The 21,078-nt window shown below is 60.9% G+C and carries 21 protein-coding genes; 5 read left to right on the top strand and 16 right to left on the bottom strand.

Annotated features, from left to right (window positions below; genetic code table 11):
* The first annotated feature begins 299 nt into the window (after positions 1 to 299).
* From paaY to JFU57_RS22660, 4 genes are all read left to right on the top strand, one after another.
* Positions 300 to 893 (top strand): phenylacetic acid degradation protein PaaY, encoded by a 594-nt coding sequence (paaY, locus tag JFU57_RS22645; RefSeq protein ID WP_201130836.1) that lies wholly within the window; start codon positions 300 to 302, stop codon positions 891 to 893.
* 63 nt (positions 894 to 956) lie between these two features.
* Positions 957 to 1,880, top strand: a complete 924-nt coding sequence (paaX, locus tag JFU57_RS22650) for a phenylacetic acid degradation operon negative regulatory protein PaaX (protein WP_201130837.1) — start codon at positions 957 to 959, stop codon at positions 1,878 to 1,880.
* 97 nt (positions 1,881 to 1,977) lie between these two features.
* Positions 1,978 to 2,892 (top strand): transcriptional regulator FeaR, encoded by a 915-nt coding sequence (feaR, locus tag JFU57_RS22655; RefSeq protein ID WP_078472185.1) that lies wholly within the window; start codon positions 1,978 to 1,980, stop codon positions 2,890 to 2,892.
* 323 nt (positions 2,893 to 3,215) lie between these two features.
* The gene (locus JFU57_RS22660; protein WP_201130838.1) at positions 3,216 to 4,706 is read left to right on the top strand and encodes an aldehyde dehydrogenase family protein; all 1,491 of its coding nucleotides are present in this window, start codon (positions 3,216 to 3,218) and stop codon (positions 4,704 to 4,706) included.
* 369 nt (positions 4,707 to 5,075) lie between these two features.
* On the opposite strand, the gene JFU57_RS22665 is transcribed toward JFU57_RS22660, so the two are convergent.
* The 9 genes from JFU57_RS22665 to JFU57_RS22705 all read right to left on the bottom strand — a co-directional run bounded on the left by JFU57_RS22665 (position 5,076) and on the right by JFU57_RS22705 (position 13,365).
* On the bottom strand, positions 5,076 to 5,597 hold the full coding sequence (locus JFU57_RS22665) for a cytochrome c (RefSeq protein WP_201130839.1): 522 nt from the start codon (positions 5,595 to 5,597) through the stop codon (positions 5,076 to 5,078).
* Positions 5,598 to 5,610: 13 nt separating this feature from the next.
* Complete coding sequence (locus tag JFU57_RS22670) at positions 5,611 to 6,132, bottom strand: methylamine dehydrogenase light chain (RefSeq protein ID WP_020298098.1); 522 nt, start codon at positions 6,130 to 6,132, stop codon at positions 5,611 to 5,613.
* A gap of 15 nt (positions 6,133 to 6,147) precedes the next feature.
* A complete protein-coding gene (mauD, locus tag JFU57_RS22675; protein WP_201130840.1) occupies positions 6,148 to 6,759 on the bottom strand; it encodes a methylamine dehydrogenase accessory protein MauD in 612 nt (203 codons plus the stop codon).
* 3 nt (positions 6,760 to 6,762) lie between these two features.
* Positions 6,763 to 7,302: a MauE/DoxX family redox-associated membrane protein gene (locus JFU57_RS22680; protein WP_078472187.1), complete on the bottom strand. Its 540-nt coding sequence runs from the start codon at positions 7,300 to 7,302 to the stop codon at positions 6,763 to 6,765.
* Positions 7,303 to 7,329: 27 nt separating this feature from the next.
* Entirely contained in the window at positions 7,330 to 8,475 is a 1,146-nt protein-coding gene (locus JFU57_RS22685) for an amine dehydrogenase large subunit (protein WP_201130841.1), read from the bottom strand.
* A gap of 321 nt (positions 8,476 to 8,796) precedes the next feature.
* Positions 8,797 to 10,179, bottom strand: a complete 1,383-nt coding sequence (locus tag JFU57_RS22690; protein WP_242487473.1) for a cytochrome c — start codon at positions 10,177 to 10,179, stop codon at positions 8,797 to 8,799.
* 89 nt (positions 10,180 to 10,268) lie between these two features.
* The gene (locus JFU57_RS22695; RefSeq protein ID WP_201130843.1) at positions 10,269 to 11,924 is read right to left on the bottom strand and encodes a GMC family oxidoreductase; all 1,656 of its coding nucleotides are present in this window, start codon (positions 11,922 to 11,924) and stop codon (positions 10,269 to 10,271) included.
* A gap of 41 nt (positions 11,925 to 11,965) precedes the next feature.
* Positions 11,966 to 12,481: a sugar dehydrogenase complex small subunit gene (locus tag JFU57_RS22700; protein ID WP_078472191.1), complete on the bottom strand. Its 516-nt coding sequence runs from the start codon at positions 12,479 to 12,481 to the stop codon at positions 11,966 to 11,968.
* A 617-nt stretch (positions 12,482 to 13,098) separates the two neighbouring features.
* Positions 13,099 to 13,365, bottom strand: coding sequence for a hypothetical protein (locus JFU57_RS22705; RefSeq protein ID WP_020298094.1), 267 nt, complete (start codon positions 13,363 to 13,365; stop codon positions 13,099 to 13,101).
* 353 nt (positions 13,366 to 13,718) lie between these two features.
* On the opposite strand from JFU57_RS22705, the gene JFU57_RS22710 reads away from it, so the two are divergent.
* Complete coding sequence (locus JFU57_RS22710) at positions 13,719 to 15,044, top strand: sigma-54 dependent transcriptional regulator (RefSeq protein ID WP_078472192.1); 1,326 nt, start codon at positions 13,719 to 13,721, stop codon at positions 15,042 to 15,044.
* Positions 15,045 to 15,113: 69 nt separating this feature from the next.
* Here JFU57_RS22710 and JFU57_RS22715 read toward each other — a convergent pair whose 3' ends face one another.
* From JFU57_RS22715 to JFU57_RS22745, 7 genes are all read right to left on the bottom strand, one after another.
* Positions 15,114 to 16,415: a hypothetical protein gene (locus JFU57_RS22715; protein ID WP_078472193.1), complete on the bottom strand. Its 1,302-nt coding sequence runs from the start codon at positions 16,413 to 16,415 to the stop codon at positions 15,114 to 15,116.
* A 52-nt stretch (positions 16,416 to 16,467) separates the two neighbouring features.
* The gene (locus tag JFU57_RS22720) at positions 16,468 to 17,202 is read right to left on the bottom strand and encodes a hypothetical protein (RefSeq protein WP_078472194.1); all 735 of its coding nucleotides are present in this window, start codon (positions 17,200 to 17,202) and stop codon (positions 16,468 to 16,470) included.
* A gap of 50 nt (positions 17,203 to 17,252) precedes the next feature.
* A complete protein-coding gene (locus JFU57_RS22725; RefSeq protein ID WP_078472195.1) occupies positions 17,253 to 17,933 on the bottom strand; it encodes a C39 family peptidase in 681 nt (226 codons plus the stop codon).
* A 64-nt stretch (positions 17,934 to 17,997) separates the two neighbouring features.
* Complete coding sequence (locus JFU57_RS22730) at positions 17,998 to 18,984, bottom strand: heme utilization protein (protein ID WP_078472196.1); 987 nt, start codon at positions 18,982 to 18,984, stop codon at positions 17,998 to 18,000.
* Positions 18,985 to 19,048: 64 nt separating this feature from the next.
* Entirely contained in the window at positions 19,049 to 19,627 is a 579-nt protein-coding gene (locus JFU57_RS22735) for an adhesin (RefSeq protein ID WP_201130844.1), read from the bottom strand.
* Position 19,628: 1 nt separating this feature from the next.
* Positions 19,629 to 20,078 carry a hypothetical protein gene (locus JFU57_RS22740; RefSeq protein ID WP_078472198.1) on the bottom strand — a complete coding sequence of 150 codons (450 nt, stop codon included), beginning with the start codon at positions 20,076 to 20,078 and terminating at the stop codon, positions 19,629 to 19,631.
* A gap of 344 nt (positions 20,079 to 20,422) precedes the next feature.
* The gene (locus JFU57_RS22745; protein WP_078472199.1) at positions 20,423 to 20,947 is read right to left on the bottom strand and encodes an AAA family ATPase; all 525 of its coding nucleotides are present in this window, start codon (positions 20,945 to 20,947) and stop codon (positions 20,423 to 20,425) included.
* Positions 20,948 to 21,078: the final 131 nt, after the last annotated feature.

A 21,078-nucleotide genomic window follows, 5' to 3' on the forward strand; every position in this document is an offset into this window, starting at 1 on the left:
CGCCGAGTATATCGCCAATGCGATACACGAATGCAATATTAAAATTGATTTAATGTGTCTTATTGTTTGTCATTGGATGGCCAATTGCTACAGATCAACGGGTGTGTTTTATTCTTTTTACCCCTGTTTCATTGGTTTTAAAGCGTGTTCGTTGTTCGGCGCAGGGTTGCCTTGTGTCTTGATCGTGAAGCGATACGCTTTTAATCGCTTTGTTCGATTAAACCGATGTGATACAAAATGCAGCCATTACGGCATCGCTTTGCGCAGTGCTTCCTGCAGCGCCTTATCAGGAGTGTTTCATGACCTGCTACAGCCTCGATGGCCTGACCCCGGTGGTCGATCCCAGCGCCTATGTGCATCCGTCCGCCGTGCTGATCGGCGATGTGATTATCGGTCCTCATTGTTATGTCGGGCCGCTGGCCAGTTTGCGCGGCGATTTCGGCCGGATCGTGCTGGAAGAGGGGGCCAACCTGCAGGACACCTGTGTGATGCATGGCTTTCCCGACAGCGACACGGTGGTCGAGCGCAACGGGCACATTGGTCATGGCGCGGTGTTGCACGGCTGCCGGATCGGCGCCGATGTGCTGGTCGGGATGAATGCGGTGGTGATGGATAACGCCCGCATCGGGCCGCGTTCGTTTGTGTCCGCCGCCGCCTTCGTCCGGGCTGGGTTCGAATGCCCGGAGCAGTCGCTGGTGCTGGGCACGCCGGCCAGCGTCAAGCGCCGCCTGAGTGACGACGAAGTGGCCTGGAAGCAGGCCGGAACCCGCGAATATCAGGTGCTGACCCGGCGTTGCCTGGAGAACATACAGGTCTGCGAGCCCCTGGCCGCGCCCGAAGCCGATCGTCCTCGTCACAGCGACAGCGGCTTTCGAACCAAAGGCGCGCAATAATGCCGCAGCCGGGTCGAGCGTTATGAAACCCGGTATATTTATTCCTTTTTTCTCGGTACGCCCATGTCGTCCCTCGCACCTTTGAATCAACTTATTACTCGTTTCCAGGAGCAGACGCCGATTCGCGCCAGCTCGCTGATCATTACCCTGTACGGCGACGCCATCGAACCCCACGGCGGTACGGTGTGGCTGGGCAGCCTGATTCAATTGCTGGAGCCGATCGGCATCAATGAGCGGCTGATCCGCACCTCGATCTTCCGCTTGAGCAAGGAAGGTTGGCTGACCGCAGAAAAGGTCGGGCGCCGCAGTTATTACAGCCTGACTGGCACGGGTCGCCGCCGTTTCGACAAGGCCTTCAAGCGTGTGTACAACGCCAGTGTGCCGGCCTGGGACGGCTCCTGGAGCCTGGTGATGCTGTCCCAGCTCAATCAGGACAAGCGCAAGCAGGTACGCGAAGAGTTGGAGTGGCAAGGATTTGGTGCGATCTCGCCGGTGGTGCTGGCTTGCCCCCGCAGTGATCGCGCCGACATCAACGCCACGCTGCTCGACCTGGGGGTGCAGGAAGACACCATCGTCTTTGAAACCACCGCCCAGGATGTGATGGCCTCCAAAGCCTTACGCCTGCAGGTGCGCGAGAGCTGGAACATCGACGAGCTGGCGGCGCACTACAGCGAGTTCATCCAGCTGTTCCGACCGCTCTGGCAGGCGCTTCGCGAGCAGGAGCAACTGCAGCCGGCGGATTGTTTCCTGGCTCGTCTCCTGCTTATTCATGAATACCGCAAGTTGCTGCTGCGCGACCCGCAGTTGCCGGATGAGTTGCTTCCCGGCGACTGGGAAGGCCGGGCGGCGCGTCAGTTGTGCCGCAACATCTATCGGCTGATCTATGCCCGGGCCGAGGAGTGGCTGAACCATGCCCTGGAAAATGCCGATGGGCCGCTGCCGGATGTCGGGGAAAGTTTTTATCGGCGTTTTGGCGGGTTGAAGTAAGCAGAACCACGGAGCAGGAGCGTTCAGGAGAACAGCCGTTATCCCGGTCGCCACAGACGGCCGGGCAGAATAAAAATAATGCCTGGTGAGGTTCGACATGAGAGCGTGCAACGCACAACAGCGTGAAGGGTTTGATCAGTGGCTGAACCAGATCAACCAGATCTGCGGTGCCTTCGATGCCCAGGCCCTGGGGCCGGCGTTTTCCGGTGCAATCCGCGAGTTCCGAAGCGGGGCGCTCAAGCTCAGTTTCGTCGATGCCTGCCAGGCGCGCCTGTACCGCACTGCGCGCGAGGTGGCGGCCAATGAGGGCAACAAGTATTTCGCGGTGTTCCAGTTGGAAGGCACGGCCGGCATGGCCCAGGGCGATAGCCGGGTCAAGCTTTCAGCGGGCGATATCACCTTGATCGATGCGTCACGCCCCAGTGATTTCACCTACAGCGACAACTCGCGCCAGTTGTCGCTGATCTTGCCCCACCAACAGGTGGAGCAAGCCTTGCGCTTCAACCAGGTCCAGTGCGGGCGGCGGATCCCCGCGACTTCGCCGATCGCCATGCTCTCCCATCGGCTGATTCTCGAAACCACCTGCCAGCCGCAACTCAATCAGGTGGAAAGCGAAGCGACCCTGGACGCGATGATCAGCCTGCTGCGACCGGCCATCAGCGCCAGCGAAGACAGCGTCGACCCGCACCAACGCATCTTGTGCAAGAGCTTTGCCTTTATTGACGAGCATATTCGTTGCGAGGAGTTGTGCCCCGAGTGGCTGGCTCGCGAGGTGGGGGTTTCGGTGCGTGGGCTGTACCGGCTGTTCGCCAAGAAAGGCCTGGTGGTGGCGCAGTACATCAAGAACCGGCGCCTGGATTTCTGCGCCGAATCACTGCGTCAGCCCGGGGCGGAACAGAAGCTGTCGGCGCTGGGGTATTCCTGGGGCTTCAGCGATTCCAGCCATTTTTCCACCGCGTTCAAGGCGCGGTTCGGCGTGTCCCCCGGCGAATACCGCAAGCGTTACGCCTGAGCCCCGTCGCCGCTGGCGAAGTTCACGAGCACCCTTGATCTGTCTGAAGCACCTACGGCGTTCATGCCGGCCAGCGCAGCCTGGCGGCAGCGGCTACAGCACAATCCTGTCGCCGCTGCCAACACCCGGATCGGCCGGGAACACCCTCGATGCCCATGCCGGCCAGCGCCACCTTCGACAGTGGCAACAGGGCTCCTATTGATACAGCCTGGCAGCCTCACCAATACGTCTGGCATACAAAGCAAACCCCGCTGGTTTCCCAGCAGCAACACTTCGATCTCTCTCACCACGGGCCGCAAGGCCGTTCCTTATCAGGAGTCTGCATGAGCAAGGTTGAAGTTCTGCCCCAGGTCACCGCGTTTCTACAGCGCCAGCATGGTTGTTTTATCGACGGCCGCTGGCACCTCGACGACGGCCCGAGCACGCCGGTCCTGAACCCGGCCACCGGCCAGGAGATTGCCCGGGTAGCGGATGTCGGGCTGGAGGTCCTCGATCAGGCCGTGACCTCGGCTCACCGGGCCTACACCTCCGGCATCTGGTCTGGTCTGCGCCCGGCTGATCGCGAGCGCATTCTGTTGAACTTCACTGCGCTGGTGGAGCAGCACGCCGAGGAGCTGGCCCAGTTGGAAACCCTCAGCCAGGGCAAGTCGATCAACATTGCGCGGATGCTCGATGTCGGCGCCACGGTGGAGTTCATGCGCTACATGTCCGGCTGGGCGACCAAGATCGAAGGCCAGACCCTGGATGTGTCGATCCCGATTCCCGAGGGCACGCGCTTCACCGCCTTTGCCCGACGTGAACCAGTGGGCGTGGTGGCGGGCATTGTGCCGTGGAATTTCCCGTTGATGATCAGCGCCTGGAAGCTGATGCCGGCCCTGGCCTGTGGCTGCACGGTGGTGATCAAGCCCGCCAGCGAGACGCCGCTGACCGCCTTGCGCCTGGCTGAGCTGGCATTCGAGGCCGGGATTCCCGCCGGGGTATTCAACGTGGTCACCGGGCGCGGTAGCACGGTGGGCAATGCCCTGGCGTCGCACCCGTTGATCAGCAAGGTGTCGTTCACCGGCTCCACCGAAGTCGGCAAAGGCGTGGGCGTGGCGGCGTTGCAGAACATGACCCGTTTCGCCCTGGAACTGGGGGGCAAGAACCCGATGATCGTGCTGGCCGACGCCGACATTCCCAAGGCGATCCAGGGCGCGCTGCTCGGTGGCCTGCTGAACCAGGGGCAGGTATGCGCCGCCGCGTCGCGTTTCTATGTGCAGCGTTCGCGTTATCAGGCGTTTGTCGACGGCCTGGCGGCGGCGGTGGCCGGGATGAGTATCGGCGCCGGCATGGACCCTTCGGCAGCGATCAACCCGCTGGTCTCGCGCAAGCAGCAACAGAGCGTGCTCAAGCATATCGAGCTGGCAAGGGAGCAGGGCGCGCGCCTGGTGGCAGGCGGCAAGGCGCTGAACCTGGACGGATTTTTCGTGCAGCCAACGGTGCTGGCGGACGTTGACCACAGCATGGCCGTGGCCCATGAGGAGGTGTTCGGCCCGGTGCTGTCGGTGATCCCGTTCGACGACGAAGACAGCGCCATCGCCCTGGCCAACGACAGCCCTTACGGCCTGGCGGCCAGCCTGTGGACCAACGACCTGACCAAGGCCATGAACCTGGTGCCACGGATCCAGGCCGGTACGGTGTGGGTCAATGCCCACGTGCTGCTGGACCCGAATATGCCGTTCGGCGGGGTCAAGCAGTCGGGGATGGGCCGTGAATTCGGGCGCGCGGTGATCGAGGCCTATACCGAGTTGAAATCGGTGTGCATTGCTCATTGAGCCTTGAGGCAACAGCCAGCCCCGTAAGCCTGATGCCGTCCATCTGAGGATGAACACTGTACGTGTGCGAGGGAGCTTGCTCCCGCTGGACCGGCCGGCGCTCCGGTGCGTAGCAGTCCCATGTTTGAGGATGCTCCACGCTGAAGGGCCAGCCTGGCCTAGCGGGAGCAAGCTCCCTCGCCACAGATGTTTTTCTGCTAATGCTGTCGTTTAAGTGAACAACAGCAGCCCCGTTTGCCGGGGCTGCTGCTGAATGGACAGGGTCTGTGCGCTGCCTTCCTGACCAGGCCCTTGCCGCATCACTGGGGCAATGGCCGTGTCGCTTTCGCTCCTGTCTGACGCGGCTTATCGCCCGGACGTGCCCACTGCCTAACGCGGCATCCCGTCCTCGATCACAATCCCCTGCGCCTGCATCGCCTTGATCAGCCCGGACCGGGTGTCGGGCAGGTTGAGGATGGAGACGCTGCGGATCGCGCTGACTTCTTCGGCCGTGTAGGGCTGGACCTGTTGCGGCAGGCTGTCACCGGCCATGCCGTCGCGGGTCAGCAGCCAGTTCAGCATGTCTGCCAGTTGCGCGTTGTTGAGGGCGGATTGGGAGATGCCGGGGACCCGGACCAGAAACTCCCGGCCGCCGGCGACTTTGAGAAAGTTGCCGACAAAGCCGCGCATGCGCGGCGTGTCATTGGCCGGGGAGCCCTGGCCGCTGGCCTGGTGGCAGCCGGCGCATTGCAACTGATAGTTGACCGCTGTGCTGTAGCCAGCTTCGGCGATGGGCACCTGGGGCCGTTCGTTGCCGGGCGCCGGCCGTTGCTGCGGGTCGGGAATGGCCCGGGCCAGGGCCAGCGGGGCGGCGATCAGGCACAGCAGTCCGAGCAGCAACCGGGTGCGCAAGGCGCCGCCCACCTTAGACCGCCACGCCGCGGATGACCGCGATGGTGCAGTTGTAGACGTGGGACTTGGCGCCCAGGCACCAGTTCACGTCGTTGTTGTTGAACGGGCGGTACAGCGGTTCCTCGCTGTCGTTGCGGGTGCAGGCGCACTGGGCGCAGCTGTGTTTTCCGCAGCAATCGTTGTAGGAAATGATGTAGTCCTTGCCATCCCCCGGGTTGCGGCAGGTGCCGATCCAGGTGATTTGCGAGACTTCGGCCCCCGGCGGGCAGGCGGTCACGGTGCCGCCGCAGCAACTGCAGAGAAAACCGTCGATCGAGCAGTAGCGCCAGTAGTCGCAACTGGTGGGGTCGCCCGGGTCGCCGGCTTTCGGTGCTTCGGCGGCCAGGGCCTTGGAGGTGCGGTCGATCGGCAGAAGCAGGGGCAGGGCGGCGCCCACCACCATCAGCGAGCCCAGGCGCGACAGCAGCTTGCGCCGTGAAGTGGTGTCGGCGACCCGCCGGGTGGAGCGCTCGAACAGAAGGTCGAGTAATTTCATGGGGGACTCCTTGGCTTATTGTTGTGGCGCGTGCGTGTGGACGTGGTCGCGGTGCAGGTAGTCCTGCAGTGTCGCGCTGCCCAGATGCTCGACTTCGAACAGGCTGTCCAGGTGCTCGCGGGAGTTGACCAGGCCCTTGGCGCGCAAGGTGCCGCTGCTGTCGATCATGGCCGCGTAGGGCAACTTGCCAATCTGGTAGGTCATGCCGACTTCCGGGCCGACCACATAGCGCGCGCCTTCGAGCTTGAACTCGGTGATCAGCTTGCGCTGGGCCTCCAGGTCGCCATCGCTGACATAGATCACCTCCAGGCGCTCGGCCTGTTCCCTGGCAATGGATTTGATGGCCGGCAGCAGCGACTTGCAGATCGGGCAGGTCGGCGACAGGAAAAACAGCAGTTGGCCCTTGTCGCCGGCATAACCGAAGTTCACCGGACGCCCGTCACGGTCGGCGGCGGTGACTTTCGGCGCCGGTTCGTTGACCGCCACGCCCTTGTCCAGCATCAAGGCACCGGCCGGCGCGATGCGGCCATGCAGAATACCGATCTGCCGCACCAGCCCCATCACGGCGAACGCCAGGGCAATCAGCAGGCACCAGAGCAATACGTTGGAAACAATCAGAGCTTGCATCATTCACCTTCCAATCAATTTGAGAAGACCTGGGCTGTTGGCCAGAAGGCCATCGGCTGCGGCATAAATCAGTAACGCCACCGCGCTGGCGGCGAGCACCACGAAGGCGTCGAACAGGCCCAGTGCACGGCTCTCGGGCTGCCAGGCGGCAAGCAGTGCCACGGCGACCAGCAGGCCGTTGCGGATCAGCAGCAGCGGGCGGATCGGCTGGCGCTGGTGCGGCCCGGCGCAGCCGCAATCAATGTCCTTGCGCCCGCGCCAGAGGTTGATGGCCATCGCGGTGGCGTACAGCGCCAGCAAGGCCGCCGCCGCCATTGCGGCGCCAGTGCGGCTGAGCGGCAGCAGCAGGGCGAAGGCCAGGGCCAGTTCCAGCCATGGCAGACCGCGGGCAACCGGGCGCACCAGGGCACTGGGCAGCAGTTGATAGGCTTGCAGTTGGGCACTGAAGCGGGCCGGTGCACGGACTTTATGGGTCGCGGCGCTGGCCAGAATCACCGCCGTGCACAGGGCCCCGGTCAAGGTGAAAAGTGGATCAGGTTGCATGGGGAGCCTCCTGGAGTGGAACGGGGGTTAGTGGCTCAGGACCTGGATCGGGGTCTTGGCGATCTTGTCCATCGTCCCGTTGAACTTGCCGCTCTTGAGGTCGAAGATTTCCAGGCCGCCGCTGACGTTGGTGCCGATCAGCAGGGGCTTTTCATCCTGGGTGGCGTGCAGGCTCCAGACCGGGTTCGGTGCTTCGAGGGTGCCGATCTTCTTGCCGGTCTTCAGGTCGAACACCCAGATATAGGGGCTTGGGTCTTCCCACTTCATGGCCTGGTGATCGGCATGCATGATCGCGTACAGACGATTGAGCCTGGGCGCCACTGCCAGCAGCTGCCAGCCGCCAGGTGCCCAGCCGGCCTGTTGTTCCTTGGCGTCGACCAGGGACCAGGCGGGAAGGAACTTGGGCGTGTCGCCGGAAAAGTCCACGCCGCGCACGGTGCCGGTGGTGCTGGTGAAGTAATAGATGTCGCCTACGGCGATCCCGCGTTCGTTGAGCTTCTCTTTATTGGGGTCGAAAAACGGCGTCTGGCTGCGGGAGGCTTCCTGGCCTTGCTCATTGAGCTTGACCACCTGCAACTGCCCATCGCCACACAACGAGGCGAAGCTGCGTTTGCCCACCGGGTAGCTGAGCACACAACCGCTGATGGCGATTTCGCTGGCCACGCTCCTGCTTTGGGTGTCGACCACGGTGACCGAGGTTGCGGGGGTGAAGTTATAGACGTAGGCAAAGCGGCTGTCGGAACTGACCCCAAGGGCATAGCGCTGGGTCAGGATCGACGCGCGCTTGGAGGGGATCACCACTTCCCAGTCGGGGGACAGGGTCGAGGTGTTCCAGGCCGTCAATACGTCGGTGCGGGTGCCGCGGGTGCCGCGTGAGTAGAAGGCGTCGGCGCTGTAGAGGTATTTCTGGTCCGGGCTCAGGGTGGCCGGGGCGGCAAATCCGGTGCTGACCATGCCGAGCATGCGCTTGGCGTCCGCGTCGATCACCGTGACCCGGCCGGTAACGAAGTTTTCGAACTCCACATCCACCACGTAGGCTCGGTGCGGCTCGGGTGGCACCGCCAGGGTGACCTGGCCGATGGTGTCGGCGGGCAAATCGGCCCAGGCGGGCAACCCGCCCAGGCACATGCCCAGGGCCAGGGTTGAGTGAAAGAGGATCCTGTTTATTCGCATCGGGGGGCTCCCTGAATTATTAGGCTGCGGATCGTGCATGCAGGGGCAGGGGTCTGCAGGCCCAGTCTGCCTTAGCTATTCAGGGAGAGAGTTGTTGTGGCTGCCAATCACTTGTGTGCCAGTGCCACGCTGAATGTCGGGAGAAAACAGGCGAGGCTGTCGCGGAATCGGCAAACACAATATGCGGTCTGAATCGCCTTTGGCGTGCTTGGCGCCGAACATCAGAAGGGCTGACAGAAAAAAGCCCGCGAGGCCGTGGCTTCGCGGGCGTGAGCAGGCTGGTTGCCGAGCGCAGCCCGGGTGTGCTGTTAAGCGCAGGCGCTAATGCGGGCGACGGCGACGTCGATACAGCACGACAGATACCAGCCCCAGCAGCATCAGAGCCCCGATCAGCAGCAGCGCGAGATAGGGCTGGACCCTGGCCAGTAACGGTGGTGCTCCACCGGCGCGGATCAGGGCGACTTGCTCGGCGCTGATTTGCAGGGTCGGGTCGCCAAACTCCCGGGACACGTGGTTGGCGATCAGCGCAATCTGTTGATCGCTCAGGGCATTGACCGCTGATTGCGTCCCGAACCCGGGCATGAATACCTGGGTCCCGCCCACGTTACGATCAACGCCAAACAGGATGGTCGCCACCAGGTTATTGGCTTCACCCTTGTGACTGCCTCCGGTAGTGCTGGAGTTGAACAGCGGCGGAAAGGCCTGGTTGTTGCTTCCACGGCCATCGGGTTGGTGGCAGCTGGAGCAGTTGCTGCTGAACAACGCGGCGCCGTTGTTGAGGCTGTCACTGGCATTGATGGCTGACTGGCCGCGTAACGTCGCCTCACTGCTGCTGGGCTGGCCGAAGCTGAAGGCGCTTTTGCGGTCCTGGGCCGAGCGGATGGGCGGGATGGTGCGCAGGTAAGACACGATGGCACTGATGTCCTCTGTCTTGAGGTATTGCAGGCTGTCTTCCACCACCTCGGCCATGCCGCCGCCGGCGCGGGCCTTGCTTTGGGCGACGCCCGTCTGCAAATAGCTCACCAGTTCGGCATCGCTCCAACCGCCAATGCCGCTGACAGGGTCGGAGGTAATGTTGGGCGCGTGCCAGCCAGCCAACGCCGCCCCGGTAAAGAGTTTGTCGTCTTGTTCGGCCATCAGCACATTGCGCGGGGTGTGACACACGCTGCAATGCGCCAGGGGCTGGCTCAGGTACGCGCCACGATTGATCGCCTCGCTATGGTCCGGGTTATCGATGAAGGGCCCTTTCTTGAGAAACAGCAGGTTCCACCCCAGCATTGAACTGCGGATATTGAAGGGAAAGGGCAACGCGGTCTGCGGCGGCACATTGTCAACCGCCACCACCCCGTGCATGAAGTAGAGGTACAGCGAGTGGATGTCCTCATCTTTTAGCTGGCTGTATGAGGTGTAGGGCATGGCCGGGTACAGATGCGCTCCATCGGCGCGGATGCCGTTGCGCAAGGCATTGGCAAACTGGGCTTCGCTGTAGTTGCCGATGCCGGCGATTTTGGAGGGGGTGATGTTGCTCGAGTAGATGACGCCCAGCGGCGAGATGATGGGGTAGCCCCCGGCAAACTCGAGGTTGCTCCCGGGGCGGGTATGACAAGCCGTGCAGTCGGCAGCCCGGGCCAGATAGTGGCCCTCTTCAATTTTTTCCGACAAGGCGAGCGCCGAGGCGTCCTTGGCCTGGGCTGCGGGGAGCATGAGCCCTAGCAGCAGGAGCAGCGCGGTGCTGTTTACCCGTCGGCACAATCGCCGCAGGTCATTCGATGAGCGTAGAAGGCCGGTCATCATCAGTTACCCGCCAAGGAGCTGGAAATCGAATCCGCAGCCTTCAGTCCTAAAGCCACCATGGTCAAGGTGCTGTTGACCACGCTTCCCGAAGGCATTGCAGAGCCGCCCGGCAACCAGAGGTTGGCATGGTCATGGGCACGACAGTCACCGTCGACCACCGAGGTTTTCGGGTCGTCGCCCATGATGGTCGACCCCATCAGGTGGTTGTTGCCGTTGAAGGGGCTGGTGTGAAATTCGACTCCGTTAAACAACCCGCTCAGATGCCGCAGCCGCTCACGTGCCGCCACCGCGCCGCGGCGGACATAGTCGCCGGTGTCGTAGTGGATGTCCGGGCAGGCCAGACCCAGCCCATCAAAACGGGTATTGCTCAGGGTCAGGCGGTTATTGGCGTCAGGCAGGGGCTCCATCATCACCGTGATGTAGATGCCGAATGCCACGCGCCGGCGGATTTCTTCATCCAGCTCGACGCCGACCAATCCCATGTCCAGGGCTTGCTGGGTGGCATTGGGCACCCGTGAGCGGTTGTCGAAAATAAAGCTGAAGCTGGAGTGATCCGCGCGCGTCGGGCTATCGCGCATGCCGACCATGCTGCTGTTTTCCTGGGGGCCGCGACCGCCCCAGATCGGTTTGTCGGCCAGGAACGAACAGTAGAACCCGGTGTGGTCCATCATGTTGCGGCCCACCTGGTCCGAGGAGTTGGCGATGCCATTGGGGTTGGCCGGATTGGCGGCCTGTAGCAGCAGGCGAGGTGTCTCTATCGCATTGCAGGCCAGTACGAACACCGTGCCGCTGGCGCGATGTGACTGGCGCTTGGCGTCGTACCAATGCACCGCCGTGACCTTGTTGTTCTGATCGGTATCGATTTTGTAGGCCACCGACTCGGCCAGCACCAGGGCGCCATTTCGTTCGGCTTTCTGCACATGTTGAATACCGGCGTACATGGCGCCGATCGGGCAAATCGGTTGGCAGTTGTTACTGCCACAACAGGCCGGACGCCCCTCCCAGGGCGTGACACTGCGTGCTTGGGGTACGGGAACAAAGTGATAGCCGTGGGGGTTCACCACACTGGCCACATAATTGTCGGCGTAGCCCCTGGGTATCATGTCGAACAGATAGGGACGACTGCGCTGCGAGGGGGATTGCAGGGCAGGATCGTGAGGCCCCGATATTCCCATCTCTTCTTCGGCGCGACAGTAATAGGGTTCGAGTTCATCGTAGGAAATCGGCCAGTCGCGACCCACGCCGTAGGTGCTGTTCAAGACAAAGTCCACCGGCAGATGGCGCCAGTTCGAACCGGCCCAATGCCAAGTCGTGCCGCCTACGGCACGCAAGTAATATTGCTTGAAGCTATTGCTGTCGGGACCACTCAGGCTGATGTAGTTGTTGTCCGGGAAATATAAGGGCGCGAGTGCATAGGGCGTTTGCGGATAAATAGTTTGGTAGTCGGGTTTGTCAATCAGGCGGTGATCGAAGGGCAGGTTGCGAAAGTTCTCCACGACTTGAGCTCGTTCAATAATGGGGCCGGCTTCCAGGATCAATACTGAATGTCCTTGTCGTGCCAGTTGATCGGCGATCATGGCTCCCACTACTCCGGAGCCCACAATAACCACATCGGCCTCAATATCGCCGTTGGTTTTTTTAATAGGACTGTTCATTAGGCTATTTGCTCACGGCGCGTGCATAAAAGAAGGGGCAATCAGACCGGTGCTGAAACACCAACGGCCGGTGGCGGGTGAACCCAGCCCTGGGGGCCGTGCTGGCAATAACTGGGTACGTTGCAGGCATCCAGGGTGGGCCGAAACATCAAGGCGTCGTAAAAAGACACGCTGACCGCTTGCGCGTCCCGGCCGATAGTCCCGGTGTACCAGGCTGTGACAATCGTCAGCGCTGGGACGCGCAAACCCGCATCGCTGGCCGTCACCAGCAATTGCTGGGCGGATTGGTCCGGGCGCAGCAGGTTGCTCAGCGCGCCGACATGATGCTCGAAGTGGCTGTCCTGATTTTCCAGCGCAGCCAGGATCCGGGCGCTGGTGATGGGGTTGAGGTCGGCATGTCCGGTCAGCGCTCGTGAAAGCTCCAAAAAGCCATTCAAGGCTGTTGCTGTGGTTCTCAGCCCGGCGGCCTGCGCGATACCTGTCGGCAAAAAGAGTGGGGCGCTGACTAACAGGCAGGCTGAACTTGCGAGCATAAAACGGCGTCGAGTAAAGGACATAGAGAGCCCGTTGAGTGATGTCAGTTAAAAGATAGTGTTGGTGTGATAGGTCTTGGTTTTTAACACGAATAAACTGCGCGTGTTGTTAAAACTACTAAAAGTTTAAATAAGAGCTTGTTTATATGTTTTGACCTTGACGTGGTCTTGCTGCATTAATGATCGTCGCCAGCGCTGTTGTATTTTTATGGTTTTGAGTTTTTGCAGGAGGATAAATATTAGTTTGATGTTGCTTATGTTTTGAGTGTGACCATATAAGTGGCGACTTGCTGGTTGCTCGTGATTTTATATGGATTAAAAGATGGCGTTATGCGGTCGGTGAGTGACGGGGAAGTTGTTAGGTGCAGTCGTTGCTGTGAAAGTATTTATAAACCTATGTGTGCTATCGCACAGACTGACTGCGCCTGTGTATGTGTCTGTGTTCTTCAATACAACTAAAGTTTGAATAAGCGGGTCGCCGATCTGCCCAATGCTGAAGGAGGTTTAATCACGTCTCTTAAGCCGAGGTGCTGGGAAGGGCTAAAACCTGCGCATAAAAAAACCGCGAAGTGACGAACTCGCGGTTTTTTGGGGTGTGGTTTGTTGGCTGCGATTCAGGTTGCTGCCAACGTCAACCGATCTTACTTGGGCATGGCCCAGGACTGCAGTGTGTAACCTTCCTGGCTCAACTCGGCGCGGGCTTGTTTGAGCAGGTTTTCCAGTTGTGCCGGATCGGAGTAGGCACTGCTGGGGATCTGTTTGCGACCAATGCGGGTATTGGTGCGGTCGATGACGGTCAGGCTCAGTTCGCCATTACCGTCTTGTGGGGCCCAGGCTACGCATTGAAATGGCTGGAATGCGCGGTCGGCGATCAAGAGTGCTTCGTTGATACGGAGCGGGGCGTTCATGGGGTCTTCTCTCTTAAGGTGCCCAATCAAATGATGTGCCGTCGGTTGGGCTTACCGTTCGGCTGGTACTTGTACTGATGCCCCACTGTGAAGACGGGTCACACATTTAATCGATAAATTTCGTGTTTCTTTCAAACAAGGGGCCCAGGTCAATAAAGTTGAAAGTTAACCGAAAGGTTGGGGATTAAGCCGAGCACACAAACCGATAAAAGCGCAGCTGGTTAGTCGGTTTGGCTATTAGCGCTATAAACAAACGGTACAAGACGCTGTCAAGTTCTTGCTAACGTTACACCCAGGTTTGCCAAAGTATTGTTTCTAATAACTTTTCCTCTATTTGGCGCCAAGGATCAGTCATGCTCGAAGCCCCTGTGCAACGTCGACTGTTGGTGGTTGATCCGTGTGACGATTGTCATCGTCTGCTGCCCGGCTTGCGCTCTGTTGGCTGGAACGTCGACAGCTGTGGCCTGGAGGCGGCCGCTGACCGTTCCTGCGATGTTGGCCTGCTGCGCCTGCAACCCTTTCATCTGGAACGCCCCGAAGCGGTCAAGGACCTGATCAGCCGCAGCGGCACCGAGTGGATCGCGGTGCTGAGCCCCGATGTGCTGCGGTTGCAGAAGGTCGGGGACTTTGTCTGCGAGTGGTTTTTTGACTTTCACACCCTGCCGTTCGATGTCTCGCGGGTCCAGGTCACCCTGGGTCGGGCCTTCGGCATGGCGCGTCTGCGCGGGCAGGGCGCCATCCATATCGAGCAGCCCGAACATGAGCTGCTGGGCGACAGCCGGCCGATCCGCGATCTGCGCAAACTCTTGAGCAAGCTGGCGCCCACCGAGTCACCGGTACTGATCCGCGGCGAAAGCGGGACCGGCAAGGAGCTGGTGGCCCGGACCCTGCACCGGCAATCCCAGCGGCACAGCAAACCCTTCGTGGCGATCAACTGCGGGGCGATTCCCGAGCACCTGATCCAGTCCGAGTTGTTCGGCCATGAAAAGGGCGCCTTCACCGGGGCCCACCAGCGCAAGGTCGGGCGTATCGAGGCGGCGCACGGCGGCACGCTGTTTCTGGATGAAATCGGTGACCTGCCCCTGGAACTGCAAGCCAACCTGCTGCGCTTTCTCCAGGAAAAGCACATCGAACGGGTCGGTGGCAGCCAGCCGATCCCGGTGGATGTGCGGGTGTTGGCCGCAACCCACGTCGACCTGGAGTCGGCAATTGGCAAGGGCCGTTTTCGCGAGGACCTGTATTACCGGCTCAATGTCCTGCAAGTGGTCACCGCGCCGTTGCGCGAACGCCACGGCGACCTGGGCATGCTGGCCAACCACTTTTCCCACTTCTACAGCCAGGAAACCGGGCGCCGCCCACGCAGCTTCAGCGAGGACGCCCTGGTGGCCATGGGCAAACATGATTGGCCGGGCAATGTCCGAGAGCTGGCCAACCGGGTGCGGCGTGGCCTGGTGCTGGCCGAGGGGCGGCAGATCGAGGCGCGGGACCTGGGCCTGCTCAGCCAGCAAGCCATCAGCGCGCCCATGGGCACCCTCGAAGACTACAAACATCGCGCCGAGCGCCAGGCGTTGTGCGATGTGCTCAACCGCCACAGTGACAACCTCAGTGTCGCCGCCCGGGTCCTGGGCGTGTCGCGCCCGACCTTCTACCGCCTGCTGCACAAGCATCAGATTCGCTGAAAGCACGGCCATGAAAAAAGCCCGCTGCGATTGCGTTCGCAGCGGGCTTTTTCCGTAGCAGGGGGGCCGTCAGAAGTAGTACGGGAATTTGAGGCTGAAGGTGAAGTCCGGGGCGTCTTCGGTCATGCCGATGGACAGGTTGGGCACGATGGTCAGGTTGTCGGTGGCAGCAATGGTCATGCCGACGTTGAAGTAGCCGGCGTTGGCATCGCTGGAGACCACCGATTGCCAGTCGCCGCCATCCTGCTTGAGCTTGCTCTTGCGTTGGATCAGGTCCGAGACCGAGAACGACATACTCATGCGTTCGTTGAGGGCAAAGGCGACACCGGCACCGATCTGGAAGCTGTCACCCAGGCTGACTTTGCCCGGAATCTTGGAGTTCATATCGGAACTGATATCGCTGAACGACTCTTCCAGGTTGTGGGTGTAGGACAAGCTGCCGAAAAGCACCGCCGGGTCGAAAGTCTTGACCAGGGAGATGCCCGGTGTGACGGACCATACGCCGTTACCGGTCGGTAGGCTTTCAGGCACCACTAGGCTGTTGCTCTTGGGGGACTGGACGAACTTGATGCCGAAAGGGTCCTTGCCGGTAGGCGCCTTGACTCGCAGGCTGACGACCGCATCGGGCATGTAGTCGGACTCGTCGAGGAATTTGTACGCGACGCCAAAGTTGACGTCACCCAGGGTTGGGTCTCGGGTAACCGTCTGTTCCGCGGTGCCCTGTGCGTTGCCGCCATTAGCCCCACCCGACTGATAGGTGGACTCGCGGTAAACCACGGGGGCGTTGATATCGAACTGCCAACGGTTGTTCAGGTTGTAGCGGGCGGTCAGGTCCAGGGTCCAGTTATCGGATTTGATCCGGTCCAGGTTGACGGTACCCAGCAGGATCGAGTCCAGGGCCAGGAAGCCATTGAGGGTCAATTGCCGCGCATCGTAGCGCGAGTAGCTGATGCCGGTTTCGACGCTGAACTTGCCGCCGCCAAAGAAGCCGCTGGCCTCGTCGTAGAGGTTGCTCACGCTTTGTGCCGGTGCCGAATCATCCTTGAGTGACTGACCATAGGAACTGCCCCCGCCGGCAGCGCCTCCGGAGGCCGCGCCCGCGCCGGTGCCGGCGACCTGCTGATTGCCCTTGAGATCGGCCGGCGACTTGGCCAGGCGCTTGGGCGGTGCTGCTGCGGGCTGATCCTCGACCTGGCGGACCCTTTGCTCCAGTACGGCAAGGGCCTTCTGTTGTACTTCGTAACGTTGCTTCAACTCCAGAAGTTCTTGTTTCAGGGCCGCTACATCCGCATCTGGGGCCGCCTGCAAGGCCGCCGCAGGGAGGAGCGTGCTAAGACAAACGACTGCGCGCAATGAAACTGATCGATACATGAAAAAACCGTCCCTTGTGAACCCCAATGGTCGAGAGGAGCGTAGTTCAAGATCAGAAGTTGCGTAGGCCGTTGAGCGTACTCAAATTACAGTCCAGGGCGCCGCTGCTCGGGCCGTTGTTTCTGAGGACGACGTTGAGTTGGGTCAGGTTGTTGACCATGTTGCTGTCACCCAGCAGCCGGGTGTTTTGCAGTAGGTTGCCCTGAGCCACTTGCTGCAGGGTATTGCCCTGGTTGCTGTTGGCCAGGATGGCCATCTGAATACCGCCATTGGCGGCGGAAACCGAGACTGTGCCGGCGGCATTACTGCCGGTAATGGTTTGCCCGCTGATCAGTACCTGGCCTTGTCCGGGCACCAGGGCCGGGGCCTGGTTAGCTTCGGTGACATTGATGCTGACGTTGTTGTAGGCGCTGTTGCCGTCGCCGGCGGCGCGCACGGTCTGCGTCACGCCCTGGCCGGTGCCCAGGCCAGCGCCGCCGATCACGTTGCCGGTGCCTGAAGTGGGGGTGCTGCCGTTGCCGGTCTGGCTGATGGTGGTCACATAGAACTGGGGCGTTACCGTAGATTGCTGGATCTGCAGGGTGCTGGTGGCACCGATCAGGTCGCCACTGGCGTTGCGCCAGGTACTGCTCATGACCACGCCGAAGCTGATGATTCGCCCCGGCATCACATAGCGGCCGCGCATTTGCGACAGTTCCGAATCCTGAATTTCGATGGGCGTGAAACCAGCATGTGCTGGAAGAGCTGCTGCCAGGCAGGCGGCTGCCAGCCAGTATGAAGTTTTCATCTGCTGCTCCCGGAGCGTCCTGCCCCCTTTTTATCGTTGTGTGCGCTTCTCTAGAAGAAGTCGCTTTGTATAAAGCCGAAATCCATCAACTCCGCGTCTCGGACCGGGTAGAAACCATCGAGTTTGTTTTTCGCGGTCAGGGGGGCGGGGGGATCGAGCAAGGCGTTGGTCTTGTCGTAGCCCGGGCCGATGATGGCGAACACGATGCCATTCCAGCCTTTGACGAAGTCTTCATGGGAGTAGCGTTTGTGGCCCAGTACCGGGTCACCGATATAGACCCAGTCCTTCTGGGCCCGCTGCATCACCACGAAGTGCTTGTAGCCTCGAATTTCCATCAGTACCACCACCGGAATGGTCACCGCTTCGAGCTTTTCGGGAGGAATCCGATAGCCCCGGGCGCGCATGCCGATACTTTCCGCGTAGCGTTTCATGTCAAGCATCGAGAAGCCCTGGGTCTGGACCAGCTTCTGGTCCGAATTGACCAGCATGCCCTTGATGACTTCATCTTCGGAGACATCCATCCAGTAGGCCTGGCGCAGAATCGTCGCCAGTGCGGCGGCGCCGCAGCTGAAGTCGGTCTTCTGTTCGACGATGTCGCTGAACTTGCGCTCACGAATGCTCTGTACCTGCTTGAAAATCAGGCTGCCGCCGGGAAGTCCGGGAACCGCCATCTGTGCTGCAAACACAGGGCCGCAAAGGCACAGCAAGAGAGTGAGGATCGCAGTTCGCATGATCGTTACGCCTTGTGAGACTGTGGAAAAGCCCCGTTGCCGGGGCTTTCTTTTTCGATCGCGACTACATGCAGGCTTTGCAGCCAGCAGCGATGGACAGCGAGTTGCTTTGTTGGTTGCCCACACCTGCCGAGACGTTGGCGCCGCCGTTGCCGGAGAAGCCGTTCATCGAGCCGGTCATGCTGGCGTTGTTGACCACTGGGTTTTTCCAGCCGTCTTTGGTCAGCACTTGCTGGGTCCAGTAGCCAGCCAGTTCGATCGTGCCTTGTTCTTTGAAGGTGAGTTTTTGATCGTCGTTGCCATGGCCTTTGTTGTCGCCGTAGCCATGACCGCTGCCATGACCGTCGTCGCCTTCGATTTTGCCGCTGCCGGTACCTTTGTAGGTGCCCGAGGCTACGAAGCCACCAGTGAGGGTGTCTTTTTTGTAGGCCTGTACGCCTTTGTTATCCACGACCAGGTTGGTCGACTGCTGGTTGGCCGAAGCAGCCGCAGTCGCTACGCGACCACCGGATACGGCGATGGCCAGGTTGTTTTTCTGTTGGTTGAAGTCGCCGGCGGTGACGTTGATGCCCAGGTTGCCCGAGCCGTTGTTGCCGGAGTTGTTGAGGATTGCGTTGTTTTGAGTCGACGAGTTTTTAACGTAGTTATTGTTGTTGTACTGAGTGGCGCTGGACGCGGCCACGGCGCTGCCGAAGATGAAGTTTTCATCGGCAGTGGCCAGGGCGGCAGCGTTGTCTTGTTGGTTGCCGTCGCCGGCTGCAACGTTGGCGCCCATGTTGCCGTTGGAGTTGTTGAGCGAGTTGTCAGCCTTGCCGGTGTTCAGGGTGCCCTGGTTTTTCACCACGTTGGTGTTGCTGTTTTGCACGTCGATCACTGCCGCCCCGGCCCCGGCGGTGATTTGCAGCAGGGTGTTCAGATCCGGACCCTGATTGTGATCGTCATGGCCATTGCCATGCCCATTGCCGTTGCCTTGCCCGCCTGCTTGAGCGGCCATTGCCATAACTGCAGCCAGTGCGAAAACCAGTGGTTTGAGAGCCATTGTAGGTTTCATGGTGTTTCTCCGGTGCTTATTAGTTGGTTAAGTGTTGGTACTTTCTAATTGCACTGCGTTTGGGTCAGTCAGCGACCCGGATGCTCAGGGTGTTAGCCATTCGGTTCCCCACCCCGGCACTCTGGTTCACCTGAGTCACTCCACGGCTGCCGGTGAAGGCCTGGTCGCTGGTAACGACCTGGCGGCTGCCTTGATGAGCGTCAGTTGCTCCTGAGCTTGGTAACAGCGCCACGTTCTGTTGGGACAGGACGCTGTCGTCGATGCCTTGCGGATTGGCACTGATGCTGATCCGCATGGCGTTGACCATTTGGTTATTGGCGCCGGAGGACTGGTTGACGCCCAGTGCTCCGCCGCCATTACTGAAAGAGTTGCCGCCGATGGTGCTGCTGGCATTGATCGAGCGATCGGCTGGCGTGGTGAGTTTCTGATTGACGCTGGTGCTGGCGCTGGCATTGGTGCCGATGGCGATGGCCCGCACGTTGGTTTGTTGTTGCTGGTCGCCGGCGGCCTGGTTGATATTGAGATTGCCGGTGTAGCCCGCGCCGGAGTTCTGGATGGTCGAGGTGCTGGTCACCTGGCTGGCCGAGTCGGCCATGGCGCTAGTGCAGGTGAGCAGGGCGATAAGCAGCAGGGACCGGTTCATCTCACTGCCCTCCGATATTGCTCAAGGGCGCCATGCCGGCGCTGATCGAGCGATTGATCGAGTTGGAGATGGAGGCGCCCGAGCCGCCGCCGTGGCCGGCGGACATGCCTGGCAGGCCGTTGGGGTTGGTCACCACATTCAGCCCTGGAACGTGTCCACCGCTGGGCATGATAGTGTTGCGAATCAGCGCGCCGCTGTTGACGCCGGCAAAATCGCCGTCGGTCATTTCACTGCCACCGATGATCCCGTTGATCCGCGCCGAAGGGTTGGCGTTGACGGTGGTGGGGTACGGGTCCGGTTGCAGCGACTGGCGACCGATGGGTTGAGGGTGCACGGTGCGCTCAAGCACAATCACGCCGTCGCCGGCTGCCTGTACGGGAAGGCAATACGCCGCGCTGACGGCACAACCGATCAGCAAGAGGCGGGTCAAACCTTGATTGATATTCCCCACGGCGGCATTCCTTCTTCTGAGCGCTGGCCCTAACCAGAGCGTTGACAGGAAGAGAGCAGGAGCTGTGCCGCTTTTTAATTCTTTCGATAATTCAAGGCCTTGGATTTTTTTGCCGAGGGTGGCGATCGCGAGTGTTTCAACCCTGAGACAGGTGGCAGGACCGGCACATAGCCATAGGCGGGCCGATGCTCTAGATCAGGGGTTCGCAAGAGGCTGTATCAGTGGCTTAACAGATCCGCGGGCAATCGCGGCGAGCCTTGGCGCAGGCTGATATGGGGGCGGGCACCTGTTTCAGGAATGGACACTTGGGCCCTGTTCGGCGGGAAAATGCGCGGGTCAGGGCTTCAACCGGCGAGCAATTGGCCGACCTCAGCCAGGGCCAGTTGCCGACGTTGCTCCCAATCACCGCCCACCACCGTAAACGGCTGGCGATGTTGCACCAGCCAGTCCCGCGAAGCCTGGAAAAAACCCAGCCGCTGCTCCAGCTGCGGCTGGCAGCGCTGGCCGTCGTCAACCCAGCCCACCTGCTCCGGTGACAGCAGCAGGTGCAGGTCGTAGCGTCGGGCCAGCAGTTCCGGTTCGAGCCAGGGCGGGCAGTCGCCAAACAGGGTCTGGCTCCAGAGCATGTTGCTCAGCAAATGAGTGTCGAGGATCAACAGTTCAGGGTTGCGCGCCCGGGCGGCGTCTTCCCAGTCCAGTTGGCCCCTGGCGATCTGCGGAATATCGGCGAAGCAAGTGTCGCGGCCTTGCTGATCGATGAAATGGCGCACGTACTCGCCGACCTGGATGCCCCCCAGGCGCGCCTGCAGCTCGTTGGCCAGCCAGCTCTTGCCGCTGGACTCGGGGCCGGTCAGCACCACCACCTTCATGCTCGGCAGACCGCAGTAGCGCACCCATCTGCCCACCAGCTGGCGTTGGCCCTGAGCCAGGCGGCAACGGCGCCGAGCGCAACGGCAAACAGTTCAAGCCCGGGCATGGACATTCCTTGGGAAAATGGAGG

Origin of the sequence: Pseudomonas sp. TH07 (assembly GCF_016651285.1) — a bacterium.
Classification (GTDB): Bacteria; Pseudomonadota; Gammaproteobacteria; order Pseudomonadales; family Pseudomonadaceae; genus Aquipseudomonas.